The sequence below is a fragment of the Ferrimonas lipolytica genome, from assembly GCF_012295575.1.
Lineage (GTDB): Bacteria > Pseudomonadota > Gammaproteobacteria > Enterobacterales > Shewanellaceae > Ferrimonas > Ferrimonas lipolytica.
Genome location: NZ_CP051180.1, coordinates 3,000,361 through 3,025,507, shown reverse-complemented (window position 1 = coordinate 3,025,507; position 25,147 = coordinate 3,000,361). Strand labels below are relative to the sequence as shown.

Annotated in this window: 17 protein-coding genes, 2 tRNA genes and 6 rRNA genes; 22 read left to right on the top strand and 3 right to left on the bottom strand. The window is 49.5% G+C overall.

The annotated features are described in order from the left end of the window. Position 1: 1 nt before the first annotated feature. The 5 genes from mlaD to murA are packed head-to-tail and all read left to right on the top strand — an operon-like array spanning position 2 to position 2,963. On the top strand, positions 2-472 hold the full coding sequence (mlaD, locus tag HER31_RS13865; RefSeq protein WP_168661302.1) for an outer membrane lipid asymmetry maintenance protein MlaD: 471 nt from the start codon (positions 2-4) through the stop codon (positions 470-472). Between the two features lie 4 nt (positions 473-476). Beyond that, positions 477-1,118 carry an MlaC/ttg2D family ABC transporter substrate-binding protein gene (locus tag HER31_RS13860; protein WP_168661300.1) on the top strand — a complete coding sequence of 214 codons (642 nt, stop codon included), beginning with the start codon at positions 477-479 and terminating at the stop codon, positions 1,116-1,118. Further along, positions 1,115-1,423, top strand: a complete 309-nt coding sequence (locus HER31_RS13855) for an STAS domain-containing protein (RefSeq protein ID WP_168661298.1) — start codon at positions 1,115-1,117, stop codon at positions 1,421-1,423. The genes HER31_RS13860 and HER31_RS13855 overlap by 4 nt, the downstream gene beginning before the upstream one ends. Before the next feature lie 10 nt (positions 1,424-1,433). Next, the gene (locus HER31_RS13850; protein ID WP_168661297.1) at positions 1,434-1,682 is read left to right on the top strand and encodes a BolA family protein; all 249 of its coding nucleotides are present in this window, start codon (positions 1,434-1,436) and stop codon (positions 1,680-1,682) included. Positions 1,683-1,703: 21 nt separating this feature from the next. Further along, the gene (gene murA, locus HER31_RS13845) at positions 1,704-2,963 is read left to right on the top strand and encodes a UDP-N-acetylglucosamine 1-carboxyvinyltransferase (protein ID WP_168661295.1); all 1,260 of its coding nucleotides are present in this window, start codon (positions 1,704-1,706) and stop codon (positions 2,961-2,963) included. 80 nt (positions 2,964-3,043) lie between these two features. Here murA and degS read toward each other — a convergent pair whose 3' ends face one another. The 3 genes from degS to HER31_RS13830 all read right to left on the bottom strand — a co-directional run bounded on the left by degS (position 3,044) and on the right by HER31_RS13830 (position 6,156). Continuing rightward, entirely contained in the window at positions 3,044-4,099 is a 1,056-nt protein-coding gene (degS, locus tag HER31_RS13840) for an outer membrane-stress sensor serine endopeptidase DegS (RefSeq protein ID WP_168661293.1), read from the bottom strand. Positions 4,100-4,198: 99 nt separating this feature from the next. Beyond that, on the bottom strand, positions 4,199-5,572 hold the full coding sequence (locus HER31_RS13835) for a DegQ family serine endoprotease (RefSeq protein WP_420811018.1): 1,374 nt from the start codon (positions 5,570-5,572) through the stop codon (positions 4,199-4,201). 197 nt (positions 5,573-5,769) lie between these two features. Continuing rightward, positions 5,770-6,156 (bottom strand): ZapG family protein, encoded by a 387-nt coding sequence (locus HER31_RS13830; protein ID WP_168661289.1) that lies wholly within the window; start codon positions 6,154-6,156, stop codon positions 5,770-5,772. 212 nt (positions 6,157-6,368) lie between these two features. Here HER31_RS13830 and zapE point away from each other — a divergent pair, with 212 nt between their 5' ends. The 17 genes from zapE (at position 6,369) to rrf (HER31_RS13745) (ending at position 25,059) form a co-directional block, all read left to right on the top strand. Next, on the top strand, positions 6,369-7,475 hold the full coding sequence (gene zapE, locus HER31_RS13825) for a cell division protein ZapE (RefSeq protein ID WP_168661287.1): 1,107 nt from the start codon (positions 6,369-6,371) through the stop codon (positions 7,473-7,475). Positions 7,476-7,681: 206 nt separating this feature from the next. Next, the gene (rplM, locus tag HER31_RS13820) at positions 7,682-8,110 is read left to right on the top strand and encodes a 50S ribosomal protein L13 (RefSeq protein WP_168661285.1); all 429 of its coding nucleotides are present in this window, start codon (positions 7,682-7,684) and stop codon (positions 8,108-8,110) included. A gap of 14 nt (positions 8,111-8,124) precedes the next feature. Further along, entirely contained in the window at positions 8,125-8,511 is a 387-nt protein-coding gene (rpsI, locus tag HER31_RS13815) for a 30S ribosomal protein S9 (RefSeq protein ID WP_168661283.1), read from the top strand. A 307-nt stretch (positions 8,512-8,818) separates the two neighbouring features. Beyond that, positions 8,819-9,409: a ubiquinol-cytochrome c reductase iron-sulfur subunit gene (gene petA / locus HER31_RS13810; RefSeq protein WP_168661281.1), complete on the top strand. Its 591-nt coding sequence runs from the start codon at positions 8,819-8,821 to the stop codon at positions 9,407-9,409. Position 9,410: 1 nt separating this feature from the next. After that, a complete protein-coding gene (locus HER31_RS13805; RefSeq protein WP_168661279.1) occupies positions 9,411-10,622 on the top strand; it encodes a cytochrome b in 1,212 nt (403 codons plus the stop codon). Further along, entirely contained in the window at positions 10,622-11,317 is a 696-nt protein-coding gene (locus HER31_RS13800) for a cytochrome c1 (protein WP_168661277.1), read from the top strand. Before HER31_RS13805 ends, HER31_RS13800 begins: the two co-directional genes overlap by 1 nt. Positions 11,318-11,413: 96 nt before the next feature. Continuing rightward, on the top strand, positions 11,414-12,043 hold the full coding sequence (gene sspA / locus HER31_RS13795; RefSeq protein WP_168661275.1) for a stringent starvation protein SspA: 630 nt from the start codon (positions 11,414-11,416) through the stop codon (positions 12,041-12,043). Further along, positions 12,040-12,441 carry a ClpXP protease specificity-enhancing factor gene (locus HER31_RS13790; RefSeq protein ID WP_168661273.1) on the top strand — a complete coding sequence of 134 codons (402 nt, stop codon included), beginning with the start codon at positions 12,040-12,042 and terminating at the stop codon, positions 12,439-12,441. The genes sspA and HER31_RS13790 overlap by 4 nt, the downstream gene beginning before the upstream one ends. Positions 12,442-12,690: 249 nt before the next feature. Further along, complete coding sequence (locus HER31_RS13785; protein WP_168661271.1) at positions 12,691-13,119, top strand: autonomous glycyl radical cofactor GrcA; 429 nt, start codon at positions 12,691-12,693, stop codon at positions 13,117-13,119. A gap of 536 nt (positions 13,120-13,655) precedes the next feature. Further along, positions 13,656-15,212: ribosomal RNA gene (locus tag HER31_RS13780) — 16S ribosomal RNA — on the top strand. Between the two features lie 95 nt (positions 15,213-15,307). Continuing rightward, a tRNA-Ile gene (locus HER31_RS13775) sits at positions 15,308-15,384 on the top strand. A 34-nt stretch (positions 15,385-15,418) separates the two neighbouring features. Further along, a tRNA-Ala gene (locus tag HER31_RS13770) sits at positions 15,419-15,494 on the top strand. Positions 15,495-15,916: 422 nt separating this feature from the next. Continuing rightward, a 23S ribosomal RNA gene (locus tag HER31_RS13765) occupies positions 15,917-18,803 on the top strand. 81 nt (positions 18,804-18,884) lie between these two features. After that, a 5S ribosomal RNA gene (gene rrf / locus HER31_RS13760) occupies positions 18,885-18,999 on the top strand. A gap of 1,103 nt (positions 19,000-20,102) precedes the next feature. Then, a 16S ribosomal RNA gene (locus HER31_RS13755) occupies positions 20,103-21,658 on the top strand. 316 nt (positions 21,659-21,974) lie between these two features. Beyond that, positions 21,975-24,863 (top strand): 23S ribosomal RNA (locus HER31_RS13750). Between the two features lie 81 nt (positions 24,864-24,944). Continuing rightward, positions 24,945-25,059, top strand: a 5S ribosomal RNA gene (rrf, locus tag HER31_RS13745). The 16S, 23S and 5S rRNA genes sit together here with 2 tRNA genes alongside, the layout of an rRNA operon. The last annotated feature ends 88 nt before the right edge of the window (positions 25,060-25,147 follow it).

Below are 25,147 nucleotides of genomic sequence, written 5' to 3'. Positions count from 1 at the left end.
GATGAATTCAAGAAAAATTGAGTTGTTGGTGGGTGGTTTTATCTTGGCCGGGCTCATCGCGTTTGCAGTATTAGTCATTAAGGTTGCTGATATTGATCCAACACAACAGGCGCAGCAGTACCAACTTACCGCTTACTTCGACAACATTGGTGGATTGAAGGTGCGAGCGCCAATTAAGGTCGGCGGCGTTGTGGTTGGCCGAGTAGCTAAAGTTGAATTGGATGTAACCGAGTTGGTGCCGAAGGTGACGATGTCGATCGACAGCCGTTTCAATCAATTTACCGATACCAGCAGTGTTTCGATACTAACCTCAGGGTTATTGGGTGAGCAGTACATTGGGCTGACTCCAGGGTTTATTCTTGATGAAGAGAACTACCTCGCCGATGGTGATGTAGTTGAAGACACTCGCAGTGCGGTGGTGTTGGAAGAGTTAATTGGTCAGTTTTTGTATAGCTCAGATGAAGGAGAGTAGGTCGATGTTGTCACGCTGGTTGTTGTTAGGGCTATTGAGCATTGGTTGGGTAAGTACAGCGCAAGCGACAGTGGATCAAAGTAACCCATATTCGATGGTTGAAGAGGTTGCCGCGGTGTTGCTGTCTCACTATCGCTCTGAGCAAGAGTTACTGCAACGCGAACCACAGCAGTTAAGGCCATTGGTCGAAGAGCACCTGATGCCTTACGTGAACCACACTTATGCGTCTTACAAGGTGATGGGCAAAGCGGTACGAAAAGCCTCACCAGAGCAGCGACAAAGGTTCACTGACGAGTTTAGGCAGTATATGATTGGGATCTTTGCTAATGCCTTTACCATCTATACCGATCAAACTATCAGCTATGAGCCTAAAAAACCATTAGGCGACCGCGGCATCGTTAATGTCGGGGTAACCTTTGATGATGGGAAGCGAGCGCCAATTGAAGTGAAGTTCAAGATGCGTCTCAATAAAAAGTCGGGCCAATGGCAAGCGATCGATCTTATCGCCGAAGGTGCCAGCATTCTGGCGGCTAAAGAGAGTGAGTTTGATGGCTTGATTCGTAAGCAAGGTCTCGACGAAGTGATCAATATGCTAGCGGAGAAAAACCGTCAGGCTGTTCAACCTGCAGAAGCGCCAGCCTCATGAGCTTACAAGTAAGTCTACAAGGCTCCAGTTTGAAGCTGGTAGGGCAGCTTACTGTAGCTGAGGTTGAGCAACACTGGCCAGTGCCAGAGCACTGGTTTGGCGGCAAGGCACAACAACTGGATTTGGCTTTAGTAGATAACGTTGATAGTGCGGGTTTAGCGTGGCTACTCGAGCTTGAGTCTCGGCAACAGGCGGCTCAAGGTGAGTTTGAATGGCTGCATTGTTCGCCCAAGCTGACACAATTGATGACGTTGTACGATTTGAGCTTAAAACAACAACGCTTAGTAGCGAAAACCACAAGTTAGGAGTAAAGCGATGGAGCTCAACGAAATTGAACAGCGCCTCAATGAGGCGCTACAACTAACTGAAATTAAGGTTAGCTCTGAAGGTACCCACTACAAAATTATTGCAGTTGGGGAAAGCTTTGATGGCTTGTCTCGGGTTAAGCGCCAACAAGCAATCTACGCCCCATTAGCAGACAAGATTACTGATGGAACGCTTCATGCTTTGACCATCAAAGCATTTACGCCAGCGGAATGGCAGCGCGAAAAACTATTTAACTAGCCTACAGCTGGCGGAGTATCAGTGGATAAATTGCAAGTAAGGGCTGCTGGCCCATTGGCTGGAGAAGTTACCATCTCTGGCGCTAAGAATGCCGCATTGCCAATTTTAATGGCGGCGGTACTCGCTCAAGACACCATGACATTGCGTAACGTTCCTGAGTTGCGCGACGTTAAGACCACCATTGAATTGCTGCGCCAACTGGGTGCAGAGGTGAGTGATCTGAACGATGGGGTGTTGACTATTAACCCTGCCACCATCAATAACTACGTTGCTGCTTACGAGCTGGTTAAAACCATGCGAGCGTCAATTATGTTATTGGGACCACTGGCGGCGAAATATGGCCATGCCGATGTTTCCCTGCCCGGCGGTTGTGCTATTGGCGCACGCCCAGTCAACCTCCACATCCATGGTCTACAGGCTATGGGGGCCGATGTTGATGTGGTTGAAGGCTACATCAAAGCGCGCGTAAATGGTCGCTTAAAAGGCGCTACCATCCTGATGGATGTGGTATCGGTAACGGGGACAGAAAACCTTATGGCGGCTGCCGCATTGGCTGATGGCATAACGGTAATTGAAAACGCTGCCCGCGAGCCAGAGGTTATCGATCTTGCTAACTGTTTGAATGCCATGGGCGCGAAAGTAGAAGGTGCAGGTACTGATGTTATTCGCATCGAAGGGGTTGAGCGCCTGCATGGCTGTGAATACAGTGTAATGCCGGATCGTATTGAAACCGGTACCTACCTTGTTGCTGCGGCAGCAACCCGTGGCCAGGTGAAGTGTTTGAGCGCCGCTCCCGCGACCCTTGAGCCAGTATTGCTTAAGCTTGAGGAAGCCGGTGCAATTATTGAGCGTGGCGACGATTGGGTAAGCCTTGATATGCAAGGGCAACAACCCAAACCGGTGTCAATCAAGACCGCTCCACATCCTGCCTTCCCTACCGATATGCAGGCACAGTTCTGCACCATGAATGCGCTGTCTAGCGGCAGTGCTCATGTTACTGAGACCATCTTTGAGAATCGCTTTATGCACGTGCCTGAGCTGCAGCGCATGGGCGCAAAGATTGAACAGGAAGGGAACACCTGCATTATTGAAGGGTGTGAAGATCTTCAAGGAGCTCAGGTGATGGCAACGGATCTGCGTGCCTCTGCTTGTTTGGTAATTGCAGGCCTAGTGGCCACTGGAACCACTGTGGTCGATCGCATCTATCATTTAGACCGTGGTTATGAGCAGATCGAAACCAAGCTGGCCGGACTTGGTGGCAACGTGGTTCGAGTTAAGTAACAACGACTCAACCTTCAATAAAAAAGGAGAAGCATGATGCTTCTCCTTTTTTATACCCAGCGTTGGCTAGCGAATCCCCGTTATTGGATGGGGGGCCGCTCTTCAATAGTTACCGGTACGTTATAGCGCTCTCCTTGGCGGATGAGGATGATGTTTACTTCGGTGCCTGGCGGCGTTTCGGCAATCACATCCATCAGCATATCAATCCCTCGAATAGGTTCACCATTGACCGAGATAAGTACATCATGAGCACGAAGGCCGGCTTTTGCCGCCGGACCCGTTGGGTCGACTTCGGTCACTGCCATGCCCATTGGCTCGAGTAAGCGCAGCTGACGGGCGATGGTTTGGTTCACTGGAGTACCGGTTAAGCCTAGGTGACCGCGGATGACACGACCATCGCGGATCAACTTACCCATAATGGTGTGGGCAAGCTCAATTGGAATAGCAAAGTTGAGGCCGACACCGGCTTCACCTAACTGCTGATAGTTGGCGGTGTTTACGCCGATAAGATTGCCATCAGCATTGACCAGCGCACCGCCAGAGTTGCCTTGGTTAATGGCCGCATCTGTTTGGATGAAATCCTGAAAATTTGAGCTCAAGCCGGTACGACCGGTGGCACTGATGATCCCCTGAGTAATGGTCTGGCCGAGGTTATAGGGGTTACCTATCGCCAGTACCATGTCGCCAATGCGAGTTTCCCGCTCTAGATCCAGTGAAATTACTGGCAGATCGGATAGAGATATCTTCAGTACCGCCAGATCGGTGTATGGATCAGAGCCGATGAGAGACGCGTCGGCTACTCGACCATCCTGTAAGGCGATAAAGATTTGGTCTGCTTGTCGCACTACATGGTAGTTAGTCAGGATATAGCCGTCGGCGCGCATGATGATGCCGCTGCCCAAACCTTGCGGTAGCAGTTGACTGAAATTGTTTGGCCCTTGGCGGTGGGAATAGACATTTACTACCGCAGGGGCTGCGCGGCCGACCGCATAGGAGAAACTATTGCGATCAACTCGGCTTATCGACTGATTTAACTCAGGTAGGTAACTGCGTAAATTGGGGTGAATAACCACAATAATGGCAGCTAGTACTAACCCAGCGAGTATCGGTTTTAATAGGTAACGCAGTAATGACATTTGTGACTCTTGGTTACATAAGGCGTTAACGGTGACGCTGTTGGCGCTACAGTAGCAAAAAAGGCGGCCGGTTGGCCGCCTCAATATTGTGACACGAGGTTACCGCATAATCACCATTAGCGGATTCCCGTCGCGAATGACGGTGGCGGCGAAGGCACCATCATAATCACTCAATAACTCGCGCAGTTGACCGAGGTCTTTAATATCAACTCGGGCGCGGTTCATGAGACTGATGCTAATCAACACGTCATTCTCCTGTAACCCTTGCTGGGCTGCGCGTGAGCGGTCAGCTAATTCAGTTACCTTCACGCCGCGTAATCCATCGTCGTTAAAGGTGGAGAGCTTAGCTCCCTCTAATGCAGGGTGGATGACCGCCGCTTGAATATTTTCACCAGGCGCTTCATTTAAGGTCACCTTGACGGTTTTCGAGTCGCCGTCGCGGATTAAATCAAGCTTAACGGTAGCACCAGCGCCCATGGTGGCAATCTTAGCGCGCAGCTCTTGGAAGGTACGGATTTTCTTGCCATTAAGGCTAGTAATGATGTCACCGGCCAATAACCCAGCGTCGTCGGCGGCCGATTCTGGTACGACTTGGCTAATGTAGGCGCCATGCTTGGTGTCTAGACCAAATAGCTTGGCGGTTTCATTGGTTAGCTCACCGCCGATGATCCCTAATACGCCGCGGCGTACTTCACCATACTCAAGGATTTGGTCGGTTAGGTTCTGAACCATGTTAACTGGGATAGCAAAGCCGATACCGACGTTACCGCCACCAGGGGCGATAATGGCAGTATTAATGCCGATAAGCTCACCTTTGAGGTTGACTAGAGCACCACCGGAGTTACCGGAGTTAATTGCTGCGTCGGTTTGAATGAAGTTTTGGTAGCCTTCATTATCTAGGCCGCGGGAGAGGGCGCTGACAATACCAGAGGTCACGGTTTGGCCTAGTCCAAATGGGTTGCCAATAGCCACTGTAAAGTCGCCGACGTTGAGCTTATCGGAGTCCGCGAGCTTCACCTCGGTGAGCTTGTCGGCATCAATCTCGATAACCGCAACGTCAGTAGCGGGATCGGAGCCGATAAGTTTAGCCTCAAATTCACGACCATCACTGAGATTGATCAAGATTTTATCGGCGTTCTCGATAACATGATGGTTAGTAATAATATGGCCTTTACTGGCGTCAATGATGACTCCAGAACCAAGGCTGCGGAATGGACGTTGTTGTTCACCGCCGCGAGGCCCTTGTGGACCAAAGAAAAAGCGGAACTGCTCTGGCAGGCTGCTGTGCGCTGTTTGAGTTCCTTCAACTGAAACCGAGACAACCGCCGGAGATATCTGCTCTACCATTGGTGCCAAGCTAGGCAATGCTTGCCCATCAACTGTGCTCGGCCAAGCTGCAGCAACAGGGCCAGACATCACGGCGAGGCTGCTACATAACAGCGCAGCGGAAAGTAATGGGGCCGATTTCTTTATCATTGATCAATCTCCTACTTACACAACATGAGTATTCTCATTACTGATAGTGACCGTGACCTAGCGCCAAAGTTCCTACTATTTTTAACCATATTAGTTAGTTGCGGTTTAGTCCTATGATTAAAGTATAAAAAAAGCAGCGCACCTGTGGGTTAACGCTGCTTTCCTAGGCCAAGATCAACTAACGCTTGTCGTTGTCATTGATTGGCAACCCTAGTCTCTGGGTTGATGATACCGTGAGAGCCCTGAACGTAATCGTTGGGCGGCAGTGAGGTGACGTTGCTGGTTTCGACTACTTCATCATTCTCTGCCACCATTGCTGGCTCGTCGGTTAGCTCTTTAGCTGATTCCTGCCAAAAGCGATTGGTCTTCTCAAACTGCTGCGACAACGATGTCATCAGTTCCTGCGATTGAGCAAAATAATCGGCCACACCTTGACGCTGCTGCTCCAAATCGAACCGCGCTTGAGCGAGCTCCTGCTGCAATCTGTCGGTATTATCCCTGCTTCCGCCGCTGCGCTTGCCAGCCAGGAATCCCAGTCCAAGGCCTACCAGTAAACACACAATTGCTAATGCCCAATTCATAACTTCTCCCTAAAATATTACTTCATTCTTCAGCATATCTAAGGGGGCTACCCAAACTGAAAGATGGTTACTCAATATACTGTGGCTATGGACGACATGATACACTCTATTAGTCTAATTATAGGGCAAGCCAGTGCCCCAAAACTTATGTTCTATCAGAACTTTTAATATTGCAGTGGATAATGCTGCATCGATTGCCGATGGATTGGATAATGGCGACTCCCAAGGAAATATATCAGCAGGATTTGATTCGCCCTGAGTTTCAACATGACCCTGCTCAAGCTGCTGCAGTAGAGCAGCTGCAACGCTTATACCTACAAATGACCGAGCCGCAGAGTGAGTCAAGGCCACGTTCATGGTGGCAAAAATTTCGTCCACAACCTCAAAGCCAACGTTCACCTCAAGGGCTCTATTTTTGGGGAGGAGTGGGCCGCGGTAAAACCTACTTAGTGGATACTTTTTTCCATTGTTTGCCTACCGAGCGCAAGATGCGCATCCACTTTCATCGCATGATGCAACGGGTCCACCATGAGTTAAACGAACTGAAAGGCCAACAGGATCCATTAATGTTGGTTGCCGATCGTCTCGCCGCCGAAACTGAGATCATCTGCTTTGACGAGTTCTTTGTCTCTGACATCACTGATGCAATGTTATTGGCCGGTCTACTCGAACATCTATTTGCTCGTGGGGTTGTGTTGGTGGCTACCTCCAACATTCCACCGCATCTGCTATATCGCAATGGCTTACAACGGCAGCGTTTCTTACCAGCCATTGCGCTAATAGAGCAACATTGCGACATATTTGAATTAGATAGTGGTATTGATTATCGCTTGCGCACCCTAGAGCAAGCAGAGATCTTCCATTACCCGTTAGACCAACGAGCGGATGAAAATCTCCAGCATTACTTTTCTCAACTTGGCCAGGACGAGGCAACGCCACAATCTACGATTGAGATCCTTGGGCGCGCCATCAGCGTTGTTCGTGAAGGGGAGGGCGTGTTGATGGTGACCTTTAGTTCTCTGTGTGATGGCCCACGAGGCCAAGCGGATTACATCGAACTGGCTCGGTTGTACCACACTGTATTGCTTAAAGACGTGCGTGTTATGGGCAGTAACAATAGTGGTGACGATGTGGCCCGGCGCTTTATTGCCATGGTGGATGAGTTTTATGAGCGCGGAGTAAAGCTGATCATCTCTGCCGAAGCCGCGCTCGAACAGCTTTATGGTGGCGGTCAGCTGTCGTTTGAGTTTAAGCGATGCCAGAGTCGCTTAACCGAGATGCAAAGCCATGACTATTTGGCAAAACCACATTTACCCTAGTGATCGTGAATTTGGTTAAAAAAGCAGGTGATTTTTACACCGAACTCCCTTATAATTCGCGCCCTGCCCACGTTACGGTAGAACGCCTGGCGTTCAAAACCAGCGTCTTGTCCCGCTCGAAGGGGTGGGTGGAAGACCACTAAAGGTTGTTTAGCTCATTGTGAGTTAGGCGAAATTTGTAACAGATAAATTGGGTTTTTAATCTAATGAAAACTTTTTCTGCTAAGCCAGAGTCCGTTCAACGCGACTGGTTTATCATTGATGCCGAGGGTAAAACCTTGGGTCGTATGGCTACCGAAGTAGCTACTCGTCTGCGCGGTAAGCACAAGCCGGAGTACACTCCGCACGTTGACACCGGCGATTACATCGTAATCATCAACGCTGACAAAGTTACCGTTACCGGTAACAAAGCCAACGACAAGATGTACTACAGCCACTCTGGTTACCCAGGTGGTATTAAGGAAATCAACTTCGCTGATCTTCAAGCTCGCAAGCCTGAAATGATCATCGAAAAAGCCGTTAAGGGCATGCTGCCAAAAGGTCCTCTGGGTCGCGCCATGTTCCGTAAGCTGAAAGTGTACGCTGGTGCTGAGCACAAGCATGCTGCACAGCAGCCACAGGTTCTGGACATCTAAGGGGATATAGGCAAATGACTCAATACTACGGTACTGGCCGCCGCAAGACCTCAACTGCTCGAGTATTCATCAAGCAGGGTTCTGGCGAGATCACAGTAAACAAGCGCACTCTAGAGCAATTCTTCGGCCGCGAAACTGCCCGCATGGTAGTTCGTCAGCCACTGGAATTGGTTGAGATGATGGGCAAATTAGACATCTACGTAACTGTTGCTGGTGGTGGTATCACCGGTCAATCAGGCGCTATCCGTCACGGTATCACCCGTGCACTGATGCAGTATGATGAAACTCTACGTCCTGCACTTCGTGAAGCTGGCTTCGTTACTCGCGATGCTCGTGAAGTTGAACGTAAGAAAGTCGGCCTGCGTAAAGCACGTCGTAAGCCACAGTTCTCTAAGCGTTAATTCGCAAAGAGACCTTGGTCTTCAGAAAACCCAGCCTTATGGCTGGGTTTTTTTATGGCTGAGATTCGGTGAAGGCGAAACCAACTCACCAGTTACTTTTTTCTGAAACTATTTTCTCTTACCAAATGCTAACAAAGTGGAAAAAATCGTTGTGATTTAGCTCTGTAATGACCTTCGAGGTGTGAACTGTGTCGCCTTTTATATATAATGGCGTCGCAACGTTCTCGGAACAAAAGGAATTGGACATCTGAGCCGAATCTGCTTCTGGGGCATAAGAAAAGCAACACCCTTTCGGGAGAATATGTAGATGAGCAATGCGCCTGTCGATACTGGACGTCGCAGATTCCTGACTCTTACCACCGCTGTGGTTGGTGGAGTCGGCGCGGTCGCTACTGCGGTTCCCTTTGTTAAGTCATGGAACCCCAGCGCAAAGGCAAAAGCTGCCGGAGCACCAGTAGAAGTAAACATTGGTAAAGTTGAACCCGGTCAAATGCTCCGCGTGGAATGGCGTGGTAAACCGGTCTGGGTTGTTCGCCGCACACCGGCTGTGCTGCAACAATTGTCTGAGTTGGATGACCAACTACGAGACCCAAAGTCATTAGAGCCTCAGCAACCGACCTATGCAGCCAACCCAACTCGTTCAATCAAAGATGAGTTCTTTATTGCCGTTGGTTTGTGTACTCACCTTGGGTGTTCACCCACATACTTGCCAGATTCGTTCCAAGAGAAAGTTGAAGGTGTCCCATCAGGTTTCTTCTGTCCATGTCACGGATCCAAATTTGACATGGCTGGCCGGGTATTTGCCGGCGTACCTGCTCCGTTGAACTTGGTGGTACCACCACACCAATACACCAGCGATAGCACCGTAGTGATCGGTGTTGATGAGGGAGCCGCATAAGATGAGTAAGCTGATTGAATGGATTGACGCTCGAATTCCAATGACGGCAACCTACAACAAGCACGTAGGTGAGTATCCAGCTCCGAAAAACTTTAATTTTTGGTACTTCTTTGGCTCATTGGCCATGTTGGTTTTAGTAAACCAAATCCTTACTGGGATTTGGTTAACCATGAATTACGTACCTTCAGCGGAAGGTGCTTTCGCCTCAATTGAATATATCATGCGCGATGTCGAGTACGGTTGGTTGTTGCGTTACATGCACTCCACCGGTGCTTCGGCCTTTTTCGTCGTTATCTACATGCACATGTTCCGCGGTATGATTTATGGTTCATACCAGAAACCACGGGAACTGCTGTGGATCTTCGGTATGTTGATCTTCCTTATCTTAATGGCTGAAGCCTTTATGGGCTACTTGCTGCCATGGGGACAGATGTCTTACTGGGGCGCGCAGGTAATTATCTCGCTGTTTGGTGCCATCCCAGTTATTGGTGATGATCTTACTTTGTGGATCCGTGGCGATTATGTCGTCTCTGGTGCCACCTTGAACCGCTTCTTCGCTCTTCATGTAATCGCCTTGCCTTTGGTGCTAGTGGTATTGGTCTTCCTGCACATTATTGCGTTGCATGAAGTCGGCTCAAACAATCCAGACGGCATCGAAGTGAAGAAAAACAAGGACGAGAATGGTTGGCCTAAAGACGCTATCCCATTCCACCCGTATTACACCGTTAAAGACATTGTTGGTGTCGCCGGCTTCTTAATATTCTTCTGTTACGTCATCTTCTTTATGCCTGAGGGCGGCGGTTACTTCCTTGAAGCGCCAAACTTTGAAGCGGCTAACCCGATGAAAACTCCAGAGCATATCGCTCCGGTATGGTACTTCACACCGTTTTACGCAATCTTGCGCGCAGTCCCAGATAAACTGATGGGCGTAATTGGTATGGGCGCGGCGATTGTGGTGCTGTTTTTCCTACCGTGGCTTGATCGTTGTCAGGTGAAATCAGTTCGCTACCGCAGCATGATCCACAAAGCCAATATCACTCAATTTGTTGTGTGCTTTATTGCCCTAGGTATCCTTGGTGCACTACCGGCTGGTGAGATCGAAACTTTGATGGCACGTATTTTCTCTGTCGGCTACTTCGGCTTCTTTGTTGCACTGTGGATCTACAGCAAGAATGAAACGACGAAACCGCTTCCAGAAAGGGTGACAGGCTAATGAAGAAGTTTTTGATTACAGTATTGGCCTGCTTGCCAACCCTAGTGTTTGCAGCCGGTGGCCATAATCCTCACGTTGTGCCAGCCGATGTGGATTTGCACAATCAAGCGTCACTGCAAAATGGCGCTAAGGCGTTCATGGAAAACTGCATGGGCTGTCACTCTACTCAGTATCAGCGTTATGAGCGCGTTGCCACTGATTTGGGTATTAGCCTAGATGACATGAACTCGATGATTAAGACTGACGCTAAGATCGGTGATCTGATGGTGAGTGCAATGCCAGCAGAACAAGCGGCTAAATGGTTTGGTGCACCGCCACCAGATCTAACCTTGGTTGCCAGAGTGCGCGGTTCTGACTGGTTGTACTCATACCTAACCACCTTTTACCACGACGACAGCCGTCCGTTTGGTGTAAACAACCTGGTATTCCCGTCAGTTGGTATGCCCCATGTATTGGAGCCGTTGCAAGGTAAACCTGTACTTCAAGAGGATGGTAGTATTATTGCCAGCGGTGGCACCATGTCTGATGAGGAGTACAAACAATTCGCTCTGGATCTAACCAACTTTCTCACTTATTCGGCTGAACCAATCCGAACTACACGAGAGGCGATGGGCGTTTGGGTGCTGGCTTTCCTCGCGGTGTTCTTCGTAATTGCCTATCTATTGAAGCGTGAATATTGGCGAGATGTACACTAATCGCCAATAACAGGTTACAATCTACCGCTTGGGTAAGTGGGGGCTCATGCTCCCACTTACTATTTCAGTGATAAAAATTCTTCTCGGAGGGTATCAATGGCTGTCGCTGCCAACAAACGCTCTGTCATGGCCCTATATTCTGGTGCCAGCGATCTGTATAGCCATCAAGTACGCATTGTTCTTGCGGAAAAAGGTGTGGGTGTTGAAGTACTGCAAGTCGATCCGAATCAGCTGCCACAAGATCTGGCAGAACTGAACCCGTACAACAGCGTACCAACTCTGGTTGATCGCGAATTGGTGTTGTACAACGCGCGTATCATCATGGAGTACTTGGATGAGCGTTTTCCTCATCCGCCATTGATGCCGGTATATCCAGTATCTCGTGGTCAAAGTCGCTTGATGATGCATCGCATCGAAAACGATTGGTATGAGCTGGTTGCTCGTATCGAGCGTGGTGAGAAAGCTGATGCAGCTCGTAAAGAGTTGGCAGAAAGCATTCTTGCATTAGGCCCAATCTTTGCTGAGTCAGCTTACTTCATGAGTGAAGAGTTCACCTTGGTGGATTGCTACCTAGCACCGCTGTTCTGGCGCTTGCCTGCGTTGAACATCGAGTTGAATGGCCGTGGCTCTGCTGAAGTTAAAGCTTACATGACTCGTATCTTCGAACGTGAGTCCTTTAAGGCTTCACTGACCGAAGCTGAACGCGAACTGCGTATCGGCGCATGAGTGCAAAAGTAACGCCTACTCGTCCGTACTTGTTACGGGGCTTTTACGAGTGGATGCTTGATAACGAGCTAACGCCACACTTAGTTGTAAACGCTAATGCTGTTGGAGTTCAGGTACCAACTCAGTTTGTTGAAGATGGACAGATTGTATTGAATATCGCTCCGCACGCCATTGGCAACTTGCAATTGGGCAACGATGTTGTTCAGTTCAATGCACGCTTTGGTGGTAAGCCACACGCTATCTATGTTCCATTAGCTGCCGTTGAAGCGATCTACGCTCGCGAAAATGGTGCTGGAACAGCTTTTGCTCCAGAAGAAGCTTACGAGATACCGGATGAAGAGGTACCTGAAGTGCCGCCTCGCCCGAGTGGGCGACCAAGCCTGAAGGTAATCAAGTAAGTTACTTAACTAAACCGTCTCCTAGAGGCGGTTTTTGTTTTTCTAGGTTTTTGTTAGAACCTTTACTGCTACGACTTTCAACACACTCGTCATCAATCATCTATACGTCACTCTTATTTCGCATTAACTCCGCTTGCTGTCGCATTACGTAATGTCGCTGTTGCAATACCCATGCAAGTGGTAGGGTTAGTGACGTAGATCACATTAAGATCAAATCTGCATCAAATTAGACGATATATCGAGGTAGTCATGATTCAAGGTATCCAAATTACTCAAACTAATAACGCCGATCTGCTTAACTCCATCTGGATGATCGATGAAAGTAACGATCAAGCTCGTTGTCTAGCTGCTGCAGGTGGATATCAAGCTGATCAAGTGGTTGCTATCGCGGAGTTGGGTGAGTACCAATCTCGTCCAGTTAATATTGAAGGTGCAGAGCCGATTCGTGAAGGTGGTCAGCACTTAAACGTAAACGTATTGGATCGCCAGACCCTGGTGCGCATTATGGAAGCCCGTGAGCGTATCGAAGCTGGAACGGCCAGCAACGATGATCTTGAAGTGGTTGCTGATAATTCACAGCTGACTATTCGCGTATCCGGTTATGCCGTTCGCTTCAATGCACTTACGCTAGAACAGCAGAAAGACGTGATTACCCGTACCTTTACCCAATCTCTGTAAAGTCCGATAGCGTTCCCCCCAAAGGGCCACTTATATAGGTGGCCTTTTTTGTTTATTGCTCAGTTCAATCGACTTAGTTAGCTATATAGCTAGTAAAATTCCAGAGGAAATTGAGCGTAAATACCATTTTCTGTGGGTAACTCTGTGGAAATCTCGGTATTGGCTGTGTCTTTAACCAAACGGTAAGAAAAGCACAAATAAGCGCTTGCGGCAGCAAAGAATCTCCCTATAATGCGCATCTGTCGACGGGGCACAGCCACTTACCAAGTAAGCCGCTGAGCATTAAATCGACACTCGGAAAAGCCTTGAGAAATAGAGCTTGACGGGGAAATAGGAAAGCGTATTATACGCCTCCTGCTTCGGCAACGAAGCCAAGTTCGCAAGAACTGCTCTTTAACAATTTGTCAGACAATCTGTGTGGACACTCACGTAGAATTGAGAAATCATCATTTTCTCGATATTTACTGAGTGACTATACGAAATTCAGTATTCATTGAGTGTCTAGCTCTTAGGAGTTGGACAAAAAATCAAATCTTTAATTGAAGAGTTTGATCATGGCTCAGATTGAACGCTGGCGGCAGGCCTAACACATGCAAGTCGAGCGGAAACGATGATGATGATCCTTCGGGGAATTCATTAGGCGTCGAGCGGCGGACGGGTGAGTAATGCTTAGGAATTTGCCCAGTCGAGGGGGACAACAGTTGGAAACGACTGCTAATACCGCATACGCCCTACGGGGGAAAGGAGGGGACGCTTCGGCACCTTCCGCGATTGGATAAGCCTAAGTGAGATTAGCTAGTTGGTGAGGTAAGAGCTCACCAAGGCGACGATCTCTAGCTGGTTTGAGAGGATGATCAGCCACACTGGGACTGAGACACGGCCCAGACTCCTACGGGAGGCAGCAGTGGGGAATATTGCACAATGGGCGAAAGCCTGATGCAGCCATGCCGCGTGTGTGAAGAAGGCCTTCGGGTTGTAAAGCACTTTCAGCGAGGAGGAAAGGCCAACGGTTAATACCCGTTGGCTGTGACGTTACTCGCAGAAGAAGCACCGGCTAACTTCGTGCCAGCAGCCGCGGTAATACGAGGGGTGCAAGCGTTAATCGGAATTACTGGGCGTAAAGCGCATGCAGGTGGTTTGGTCAGTCAGATGTGAAAGCCCCGGGCTCAACCTGGGAACTGCATTTGATACTGCCAAACTAGAGTCCTTGAGAGGGGGGTAGAATTTCGGGTGTAGCGGTGAAATGCGTAGAGATCCGAAGGAATACCAGTGGCGAAGGCGGCCCCCTGGCAAGAGACTGACACTCAGATGCGAAAGCGTGGGGAGCAAACAGGATTAGATACCCTGGTAGTCCACGCCGTAAACGATGTCTATTAGGAGGTTGTTCCCTTGAGGAGTGGCTTCCAAAGCTAACGCATTAAATAGACCGCCTGGGGAGTACGGCCGCAAGGTTAAAACTCAAATGAATTGACGGGGGCCCGCACAAGCGGTGGAGCATGTGGTTTAATTCGATGCAACGCGAAGAACCTTACCTACTCTTGACATCCAGAGAAGCGACCAGAGATGGACGTGTGCCTTCGGGAACTCTGAGACAGGTGCTGCATGGCTGTCGTCAGCTCGTGTTGTGAAATGTTGGGTTAAGTCCCGCAACGAGCGCAACCCTTGTCCTATGTTGCCAGCACGTAATGGTGGGAACTCATGGGAGACTGCCGGTGATAAACCGGAGGAAGGTGGGGACGACGTCAAGTCATCATGGCCCTTACGAGTAGGGCTACACACGTGCTACAATGGTCAGTACAAAGGGTTGCCAACTAGCAATAGTGCGCTAATCCCATAAAGCTGGTCGTAGTCCGGATTGGGGTCTGCAACTCGACCCCATGAAGTCGGAATCGCTAGTAATCGTAGATCAGAATGCTACGGTGAATACGTTCCCGGGCCTTGTACACACCGCCCGTCACACCATGGGAGTGGGCTGCAAAAGAAGTGGGTAGTTTAACCTTTCGGGGAGGACGCTCACCACTTTGTGGTTCATGACTGGGGTGAAGTCGTAACAAGGTAGCCCTAGGGGAACCTGGGGCTGGATCACCTCCTTAAACGACATGATTACTTGTTTTGCGCTGAGTGTTCACACAGATTGTCTGATGAAATGTAAAGAGTGATTGAGAACCCATTCTCAATCAACGGTGACGGGTCTGTAGCTCAGCTGGTTAGAGCGCTCGCCTGATAAGCGGGAGGTCGGTGGTTCAAGTCCACTCAGACCCACCAACTTCTTTGAAGTTGTCACCAGGAAAAACTCGATGGGGCTATAGCTCAGCTGGGAGAGCGCCTGCCTTGCACGCAGGAGGTCTGCGGTTCGATCCCGCATAGCTCCACCATCTTCCTCCCCTAATTTGGGGATGAGAAGCCAAAGCTAATTGCTTCTAGATAATAGAACAATTTACCTTTGGCTTTTTTTAGGCCTAGGCCTAATGAAAACCTTGCTCTTTAAAAATTTGGAAAGCTGATAAAATTTTCTCGAGAAACTGTAAGAGTTTCTAAATAAACAATCTTACAAGTGTCTAAAGATATCCGGCGTTACACCTCCTACCCGGAGCGTGTAACTAACGAAAACATTTGGTTGCGGCATATTACGATGCTGAGTTTGCATACTCAGAAGCGTATTGCGCAGGTATTTGGTTCTCAATCGCGGAGAAACGAGAGTGAGCGAGGAAGTTAGTTTTTGCTAATGACCGAAGTGAACGAACGGTTCAACAAAGAGTGAGATTCAAAGACCAAGCAAGACCCCTTGGGGTTGTATGGTTAAGTGACTAAGCGTACACGGTGGATGCCTTGGCAGTCAGAGGCGATGAAGGACGTAGTAACTTGCGATAAGCGTAGATTAGGTAGTAACAACCGTTGAGTCTACGATTTCCGAATGGGGAAACCCACTTGCATAAGCAAGTATCATTAACTGAATACATAGGTTAATGAGGCGAACCTGGGGAACTGAAACATCTAAGTACCCAGAGGAAAAGAAATCAACCGAGATCCCCTAGTAGCGGCGAGCGAACGGGGGTTAGCCCTTAAGCATTTTAGAAGTTAGTGGAACAAGCTGGAAAGCTTGGCGATACAGGGTGATAGCCCCGTACACGAAAACGACTTTAGTGTGAAATCGAGTAGGACGGGACACGTGATATCCTGTCTGAACATGGGGGGACCATCCTCCAAGGCTAAATACTCCTGACTGACCGATAGTGAACCAGTACCGTGAGGGAAAGGCGAAAAGAACCCCTGTGAGGGGAGTGAAATAGAACCTGAAACCGTGTACGTACAAGCAGTAGGAGCCCACTTGTTGGGTGACTGCGTACCTTTTGTATAATGGGTCAGCGACTTACATTCTGTAGCGAGGTTAACCGAATAGGGGAGCCGTAGCGAAAGCGAGTCTTAACTGGGCGTCGTAGTTGCAGGGTGTAGACCCGAAACCCGGTGATCTAGCCATGGGCAGGTTGAAGGTGCCGTAACAGGTACTGGAGGACCGAACTCACTAATGTTGCAAAATTAGGAGATGACCTGTGGTTAGGGGTGAAAGGCCAATCAAACCGGGAGATAGCTGGTTCTCCTCGAAAGCTATTTAGGTAGCGCCTCGTGTCTTACCATTGGGGGTAGAGCACTGTTTGGACTAGGGGTCATCCCGACTTACCAACTCCATGCAAACTCCGAATACCAATGAGTACAATCACGGGAGACACACGGCGGGTGCTAACGTCCGTCGTGGAGAGGGAAACAACCCAGATCGCCAGCTAAGGTCCCAAAGTACTAGCTAAGTGGGAAACGATGTGGAAAGGCTTAGACAGCCAGGATGTTGGCTTAGAAGCAGCCATCATTTAAAGAAAGCGTAATAGCTCACTGGTCGAGTCGGTCTGCGCGGAAGATGTAACGGGGCTAAGCTAGTCACCGAAGCTGCGAATGCTTATTTATAAGCATGGTAGAGGAGCGTTCTGTAAGCCGTTGAAGGTGGATTGAGAAGTCTGCTGGAGGTATCAGAAGTGCGAATGCTGACATGAGTAACGTTAAAGGGAGTGAAAAACTCCCTCGCCGGAAGACCAAGGGTTCCTGTCCAACGTTAATCGGGGCAGGGTGAGTCGACCCCTAAGGCGAGGCCGAAAGGCGTAGTCGATGGGAAACGGGTTAATATTCCCGTACCGCTAATTACTGCGATGGAGAGACGGAGAAGGCTAGGCTAGCGCGGCGATGGTTGTCCGCGTTTAAGGTAGTAGGCTGTTCACTTAGGCAAATCCGGGTGAACGTTAGGCTGAGAGCCGATGACGAGGTGCTACGGCACTGAAGTAGTTGATGCCATGCTTCCAGGAAAATCTTCTAAGCTTCAGGTAATTAGAGATCGTACCCCAAACCAACACTGGTGGTCAGGTAGAGAATACCAAGGCGCTTGAGAGAACTCGGGTGAAGGAACTAGGCAAAATGGTACCGTAACTTCGGGAGAAGGTACGCCGCTGACGGTGATGGAACTTGCTTCCTAAGCTATTGGCGGTCGCAGATACCAGGTGGCTGCAACTGTTTATCAAAAACACAGCACTGTGCAAACTCGTAAGAGGACGTATACGGTGTGACGCCTGCCCGGTGCCGGAAGGTTAATTGATGGGGTTAGACTTCGGTCGAAGCTCTTGATCGAAGCCCCGGTAAACGGCGGCCGTAACTATAACGGTCCTAAGGTAGCGAAATTCCTTGTCGGGTAAGTTCCGACCTGCACGAATGGCGTAATGATGGCCACGCTGTCTCCACCCGAGACTCAGTGAAATTGAAATCGCAGTGAAGATGCTGTGTACCCGCGGCTAGACGGAAAGACCCCGTGAACCTTTACTACAGCTTGGCACTGAACATTGAACCTACATGTGTAGGATAGGTGGGAGACTATGAAACTTTGACGCTAGTTGAAGTGGAGTCAATCTTGAAATACCACCCTTGTACGTTTGATGTTCTAACGTAGGTCCCTTATCGGGATTGCGGACAGTGCCTGGTGGGTAGTTTGACTGGGGCGGTCTCCTCCCAAAGAGTAACGGAGGAGCACGAAGGTTGGCTAATCACGGTTGGACATCGTGAGGTTAGTGCAAAGGCAGAAGCCAGCTTAACTGCGAGACAGACACGTCGAGCAGGTACGAAAGTAGGTCTTAGTGATCCGGTGGTTCTGAATGGAAGGGCCATCGCTCAACGGATAAAAGGTACTCCGGGGATAACAGGCTGATACCGCCCAAGAGTTCATATCGACGGCGGTGTTTGGCACCTCGATGTCGGCTCATCACATCCTGGGGCTGAAGTCGGTCCCAAGGGTATGGCTGTTCGCCATTTAAAGTGGTACGCGAGCTGGGTTCAGAACGTCGTGAGACAGTTCGGTCCCTATCTGCCGTGGGCGTTTGAGAATTGAGAGGGGCTGCTCCTAGTACGAGAGGACCGGAGTGGACGAACCTCTGGTGTTCCGGTTGTATCGCCAGATGCATTGCCGGGTAGCTAAGTTCGGAATCGATAACCGCTGAAAGCATCTAAGCGGGAAGCGAGCCTCGAGATGAGTTCTCACTGGAACTATAAGTTCCCTAAAGGGCCGTCGAAGACTACGACGTTGATAGGCAGGGTGTGTAAGCGTTGTGAGGCGTTGAGCTAACCTGTACTAATGACCCGTGAGGCTTAACCATACAACACCCAAGTGGTTTTGCGGATATCGCAGAGCTTGTGAGATTGTAGAGAAAGTCAGCTTACCAAATTTACGTTTTTTGTCTGATGACAATAGCGCTGTGGCCCCACCTGATCCCATGCCGAACTCAGTAGTGAAACGCAGTTGCGCCGATGGTAGTGTGGGAGTTCCCATGTGAGAGTAGGTCATCGTCAGACACTTATTTAGAGAAAGCCCGTTCCGAAAGGAACGGGCTTTTTCGTATCTGCACCAAAATGATTGAAGCTGCCACGACATGAGGCAGACTGCAGTTAGCTCGAAGCCCGCCCCGAAAGGAGCGGGCTTTTTCGTATCTGCGCCAAAATAGTTGAGGCCGCCACGACATCAGCTGGGCTACAGTTAGCTCGAAGCCCGCCCCGAAAAGGCGGCTTTTTTGCATTTCGACAGTTGTTAAGTAGTTAGTTAAGCGGTACTTAGGCTGTGATCTCAGTCTGAACCAGGCACAAGAGCGCTATTTGAAAATTGAGGCGCTATATCGCCAATTCGCTCAGGTTGGAGTTAGTCATCTCTCGCCAACTTGAATTATGAGGGTTATTTTCAAGCTCGGGTCGAATAAACGGTGAATTAGAACTGAGTAAGGCAGAAAATAGTCGCTGATGGAGTCGGGTATTCTTACCGTTTTAACGTGCTAATAAGTAACTCGGTATATTTTTTTGCTGCTTTATCGGTTCACTTTTTGTTTTTAGTGGGATAACACGGCAAAGGATCGATTATTAAAGTAACAATCCAGCACTTTATTTTCATTGTTTACAACTCCGCCTTGGGCTTGTAAGTGATCACTTACCATAAAAAGCTGTTGCGACTGGCCATCAGTTCGCTGACAGTTCTCGTTATTCTTCTCTAGAATGCGCGATATCTGTGGATAACTCTGTGGATTCTTGTGTGTTTGCTGTGTTGTTGCCCAGTCGGTTATTTAATTCAAATAAGCGCTTGCGGCAGCAAAGAATCTCCCTATAATGCGCATCTGTCGACGGGGCACAGTCACTTACCAAGTAAGTCGCTGAGCATTAAATCGACACTCGGAAAAGCCTTGAGAAATAGAGCTTGACGGGGAAATAGGAAAGCGTATTATACGCCTCCTGCTTCGGCAACGAAGCCAAGTTCGTAAGAACTGCTCTTTAACAATTTGTCAGACAATCTGTGTGGGCACTCACGTAGAATTGAGAAATCATCATTTTCTCGATATTTACTGAGTGACTATACGAAATTCAGTATTCATTGAGTGTCTAGCTCTTAGGAGTTGGACAAAAAATCAAATCTTTAATTGAAGAGTTTGATCATGGCTCAGATTGAACGCTGGCGGCAGGCCTAACACATGCAAGTCGAGCGGAAACGATGATGATGAACCTTCGGGGATTCATTAGGCGTCGAGCGGCGGACGGGTGAGTAATGCTTAGGAATTTGCCCAGTCGAGGGGGACAACAGTTGGAAACGACTGCTAATACCGCATATGCCCTACGGGGGAAAGGAGGGGACGCTTCGGCACCTTCCGCGATTGGATAAGCCTAAGTGAGATTAGCTAGTTGGTGAGGTAAGAGCTCACCAAGGCGACGATCTCTAGCTGGTTTGAGAGGATGATCAGCCACACTGGGACTGAGACACGGCCCAGACTCCTACGGGAGGCAGCAGTGGGGAATATTGCACAATGGGCGAAAGCCTGATGCAGCCATGCCGCGTGTGTGAAGAAGGCCTTCGGGTTGTAAAGCACTTTCAGCGAGGAGGAAAGGTCAACGGTTAATACCCGTTGGCTGTGACGTTACTCGCAGAAGAAGCACCGGCTAACTTCGTGCCAGCAGCCGCGGTAATACGAGGGGTGCAAGCGTTAATCGGAATTACTGGGCGTAAAGCGCATGCAGGTGGTTTGGTCAGTCAGATGTGAAAGCCCCGGGCTCAACCTGGGAACTGCATTTGATACTGCCAAACTAGAGTCCTTGAGAGGGGGGTAGAATTTCGGGTGTAGCGGTGAAATGCGTAGAGATCCGAAGGAATACCAGTGGCGAAGGCGGCCCCCTGGCAAGAGACTGACACTCAGATGCGAAAGCGTGGGGAGCAAACAGGATTAGATACCCTGGTAGTCCACGCCGTAAACGATGTCTATTAGGAGGTTGTTCCCTTGAGGAGTGGCTTCCAAAGCTAACGCATTAAATAGACCGCCTGGGGAGTACGGCCGCAAGGTTAAAACTCAAATGAATTGACGGGGGCCCGCACAAGCGGTGGAGCATGTGGTTTAATTCGATGCAACGCGAAGAACCTTACCTACTCTTGACATCCAGAGAAGCGACCAGAGATGGACGTGTGCCTTCGGGAACTCTGAGACAGGTGCTGCATGGCTGTCGTCAGCTCGTGTTGTGAAATGTTGGGTTAAGTCCCGCAACGAGCGCAACCCTTGTCCTATGTTGCCAGCACGTAATGGTGGGAACTCATGGGAGACTGCCGGTGATAAACCGGAGGAAGGTGGGGACGACGTCAAGTCATCATGGCCCTTACGAGTAGGGCTACACACGTGCTACAATGGTCAGTACAAAGGGTTGCCAACTAGCAATAGTGCGCTAATCCCATAAAGCTGGTCGTAGTCCGGATTGGGGTCTGCAACTCGACCCCATGAAGTCGGAATCGCTAGTAATCGTAGATCAGAATGCTACGGTGAATACGTTCCCGGGCCTTGTACACACCGCCCGTCACACCATGGGAGTGGGCTGCAAAAGAAGTGGGTAGTTTAACCTTTCGGGGAGGACGCTCACCACTTTGTGGTTCATGACTGGGGTGAAGTCGTAACAAGGTAGCCCTAGGGGAACCTGGGGCTGGATCACCTCCTTAAACGACATGATTACTTGTTTTGCGCTGAGTGTTCACACAGATTGTCTGAAATCATTAAGTCTTTGACTTAATGATTTTGGCTCGTTGTTCATTTATGAATGACATGCTCTTTAAAAATTTGGAAAGCTGATAAAATTTTCTCGAGAAACTGTAAGAGTTTCTAAATAAACAATCTTACAAGTGTCTAAAGATATCCGGCGTTACACCTCCTACCCGGAGCGTGTAACTAACGAAAACATTTGGTTGCGGCATATTACTAACAATGACTTGCAAGTTGTTGTCAGTATTGCGAAAGCAAGACCCCTTGGGGTTGTATGGTTAAGTGACTAAGCGTACACGGTGGATGCCTTGGCAGTCAGAGGCGATGAAGGACGTAGTAACTTGCGATAAGCGTAGATTAGGTAGTAACAACCGTTGAGTCTACGATTTCCGAATGGGGAAACCCACTTGCATAAGCAAGTATCATTAACTGAATACATAGGTTAATGAGGCGAACCTGGGGAACTGAAACATCTAAGTACCCAGAGGAAAAGAAATCAACCGAGATCCCCCTAGTAGCGGCGAGCGAACGGGGGTTAGCCCTTAAGCATTTTAGAAGTTAGTGGAACAAGCTGGAAAGCTTGGCGATACAGGGTGATAGCCCCGTACACGAAAACGACTTTAGTGTGAAATCGAGTAGGACGGGACACGTGATATCCTGTCTGAATATGGGGGGACCATCCTCCAAGGCTAAATACTCCTGACTGACCGATAGTGAACCAGTACCGTGAGGGAAAGGCGAAAAGAACCCCTGTGAGGGGAGTGAAATAGAACCTGAAACCGTGTACGTACAAGCAGTAGGAGCCCACTTGTTGGGTGACTGCGTACCTTTTGTATAATGGGTCAGCGACTTACATTCTGTAGCGAGGTTAACCGAATAGGGGAGCCGTAGCGAAAGCGAGTCTTAACTGGGCGTCGTAGTTGCAGGGTGTAGACCCGAAACCCGGTGATCTAGCCATGGGCAGGTTGAAGGTGCCGTAACAGGTACTGGAGGACCGAACTCACTAATGTTGCAAAATTAGGAGATGACCTGTGGTTAGGGGTGAAAGGCCAATCAAACCGGGAGATAGCTGGTTCTCCTCGAAAGCTATTTAGGTAGCGCCTCGTGTCTTACCATTGGGGGTAGAGCACTGTTTGGACTAGGGGGTCATCCCGACTTACCAACTCCATGCAAACTCCGAATACCAATGAGTACAATCACGGGAGACACACGGCGGGTGCTAACGTCCGTCGTGGAGAGGGAAACAACCCAGATCGCCAGCTAAGGTCCCAAAGTACTAGCTAAGTGGGAAACGATGTGGAAAGGCTTAGACAGCCAGGATGTTGGCTTAGAAGCAGCCATCATTTAAAGAAAGCGTAATAGCTCACTGGTCGAGTCGGTCTGCGCGGAAGATGTAACGGGGCTAAGCTAGTCACCGAAGCTGCGAATGCTTATTTATAAGCATGGTAGAGGAGCGTTCTGTAAGCCGTTGAAGGTGGATTGAGAAGTCTGCTGGAGGTATCAGAAGTGCGAATGCTGACATGAGTAACGTTAAAGGGAGTGAAAAACTCCCTCGCCGGAAGACCAAGGGTTCCTGTCCAACGTTAATCGGGGCAGGGTGAGTCGACCCCTAAGGCGAGGCCGAAAGGCGTAGTCGATGGGAAACGGGTTAATATTCCCGTACCGCTAATTACTGCGATGGAGAGACGGAGAAGGCTAGGCTAGCGCGGCGATGGTTGTCCGCGTTTAAGGTAGTAGGCTGTTCACTTAGGCAAATCCGGGTGAACATTAGGCTGAGAGCCGATGACGAGGTGCTACGGCACTGAAGTAGTTGATGCCATGCTTCCAGGAAAATCTTCTAAGCTTCAGGTAATTAGAGATCGTACCCCAAACCAACACTGGTGGTCAGGTAGAGAATACCAAGGCGCTTGAGAGAACTCGGGTGAAGGAACTAGGCAAAATGGTACCGTAACTTCGGGAGAAGGTACGCCGCTGACGGTGATGGGACTTGCTCCCTAAGCTATTGGCGGTCGCAGATACCAGGTGGCTGCAACTGTTTATCAAAAACACAGCACTGTGCAAACTCGTAAGAGGACGTATACGGTGTGACGCCTGCCCGGTGCCGGAAGGTTAATTGATGGGGTTAGACTTCGGTCGAAGCTCTTGATCGAAGCCCCGGTAAACGGCGGCCGTAACTATAACGGTCCTAAGGTAGCGAAATTCCTTGTCGGGTAAGTTCCGACCTGCACGAATGGCGTAATGATGGCCACGCTGTCTCCACCCGAGACTCAGTGAAATTGAAATCGCAGTGAAGATGCTGTGTACCCGCGGCTAGACGGAAAGACCCCGTGAACCTTTACTACAGCTTGGCACTGAACATTGAACCTACATGTGTAGGATAGGTGGGAGACTATGAAACTTTGACGCTAGTTGAAGTGGAGTCAATCTTGAAATACCACCCTTGTACGTTTGATGTTCTAACGTAGGTCCCTTATCGGGATTGCGGACAGTGCCTGGTGGGTAGTTTGACTGGGGCGGTCTCCTCCCAAAGAGTAACGGAGGAGCACGAAGGTTGGCTAATCACGGTTGGACATCGTGAGGTTAGTGCAAAGGCAGAAGCCAGCTTAACTGCGAGACAGACACGTCGAGCAGGTACGAAAGTAGGTCTTAGTGATCCGGTGGTTCTGAATGGAAGGGCCATCGCTCAACGGATAAAAGGTACTCCGGGGATAACAGGCTGATACCGCCCAAGAGTTCATATCGACGGCGGTGTTTGGCACCTCGATGTCGGCTCATCACATCCTGGGGCTGAAGTCGGTCCCAAGGGTATGGCTGTTCGCCATTTAAAGTGGTACGCGAGCTGGGTTCAGAACGTCGTGAGACAGTTCGGTCCCTATCTGCCGTGGGCGTTTGAGAATTGAGAGGGGCTGCTCCTAGTACGAGAGGACCGGAGTGGACGAACCTCTGGTGTTCCGGTTGTATCGCCAGATGCATTGCCGGGTAGCTAAGTTCGGAATCGATAACCGCTGAAAGCATCTAAGCGGGAAGCGAGCCTCGAGATGAGTTCTCACTGGAACTATAAGTTCCCTAAAGGGCCGTCGAAGACTACGACGTTGATAGGCAGGGTGTGTAAGCGTTGTGAGGCGTTGAGCTAACCTGTACTAATGACCCGTGAGGCTTAACCATACAACACCCAAGTGGTTTTGCGGATATCGCAGAGCTTGTGAGATTGTAGAGAAAGTCAGCTTACCAAATTTACGTTTTTTGTCTGATGACAATAGCGCTGTGGCCCCACCTGATCCCATGCCGAACTCAGTAGTGAAACGCAGTTACGCCGATGGTAGTGTGGGAGTTCCCATGTGAGAGTAGGTCATCGTCAGACACTTATTAACTTCATGGTTGAGTCATTAAATTCAACGGTGAAGCGTCTGTAAGGGGAGCTTGTATAAGCGCTGCGTCAGACACCAATT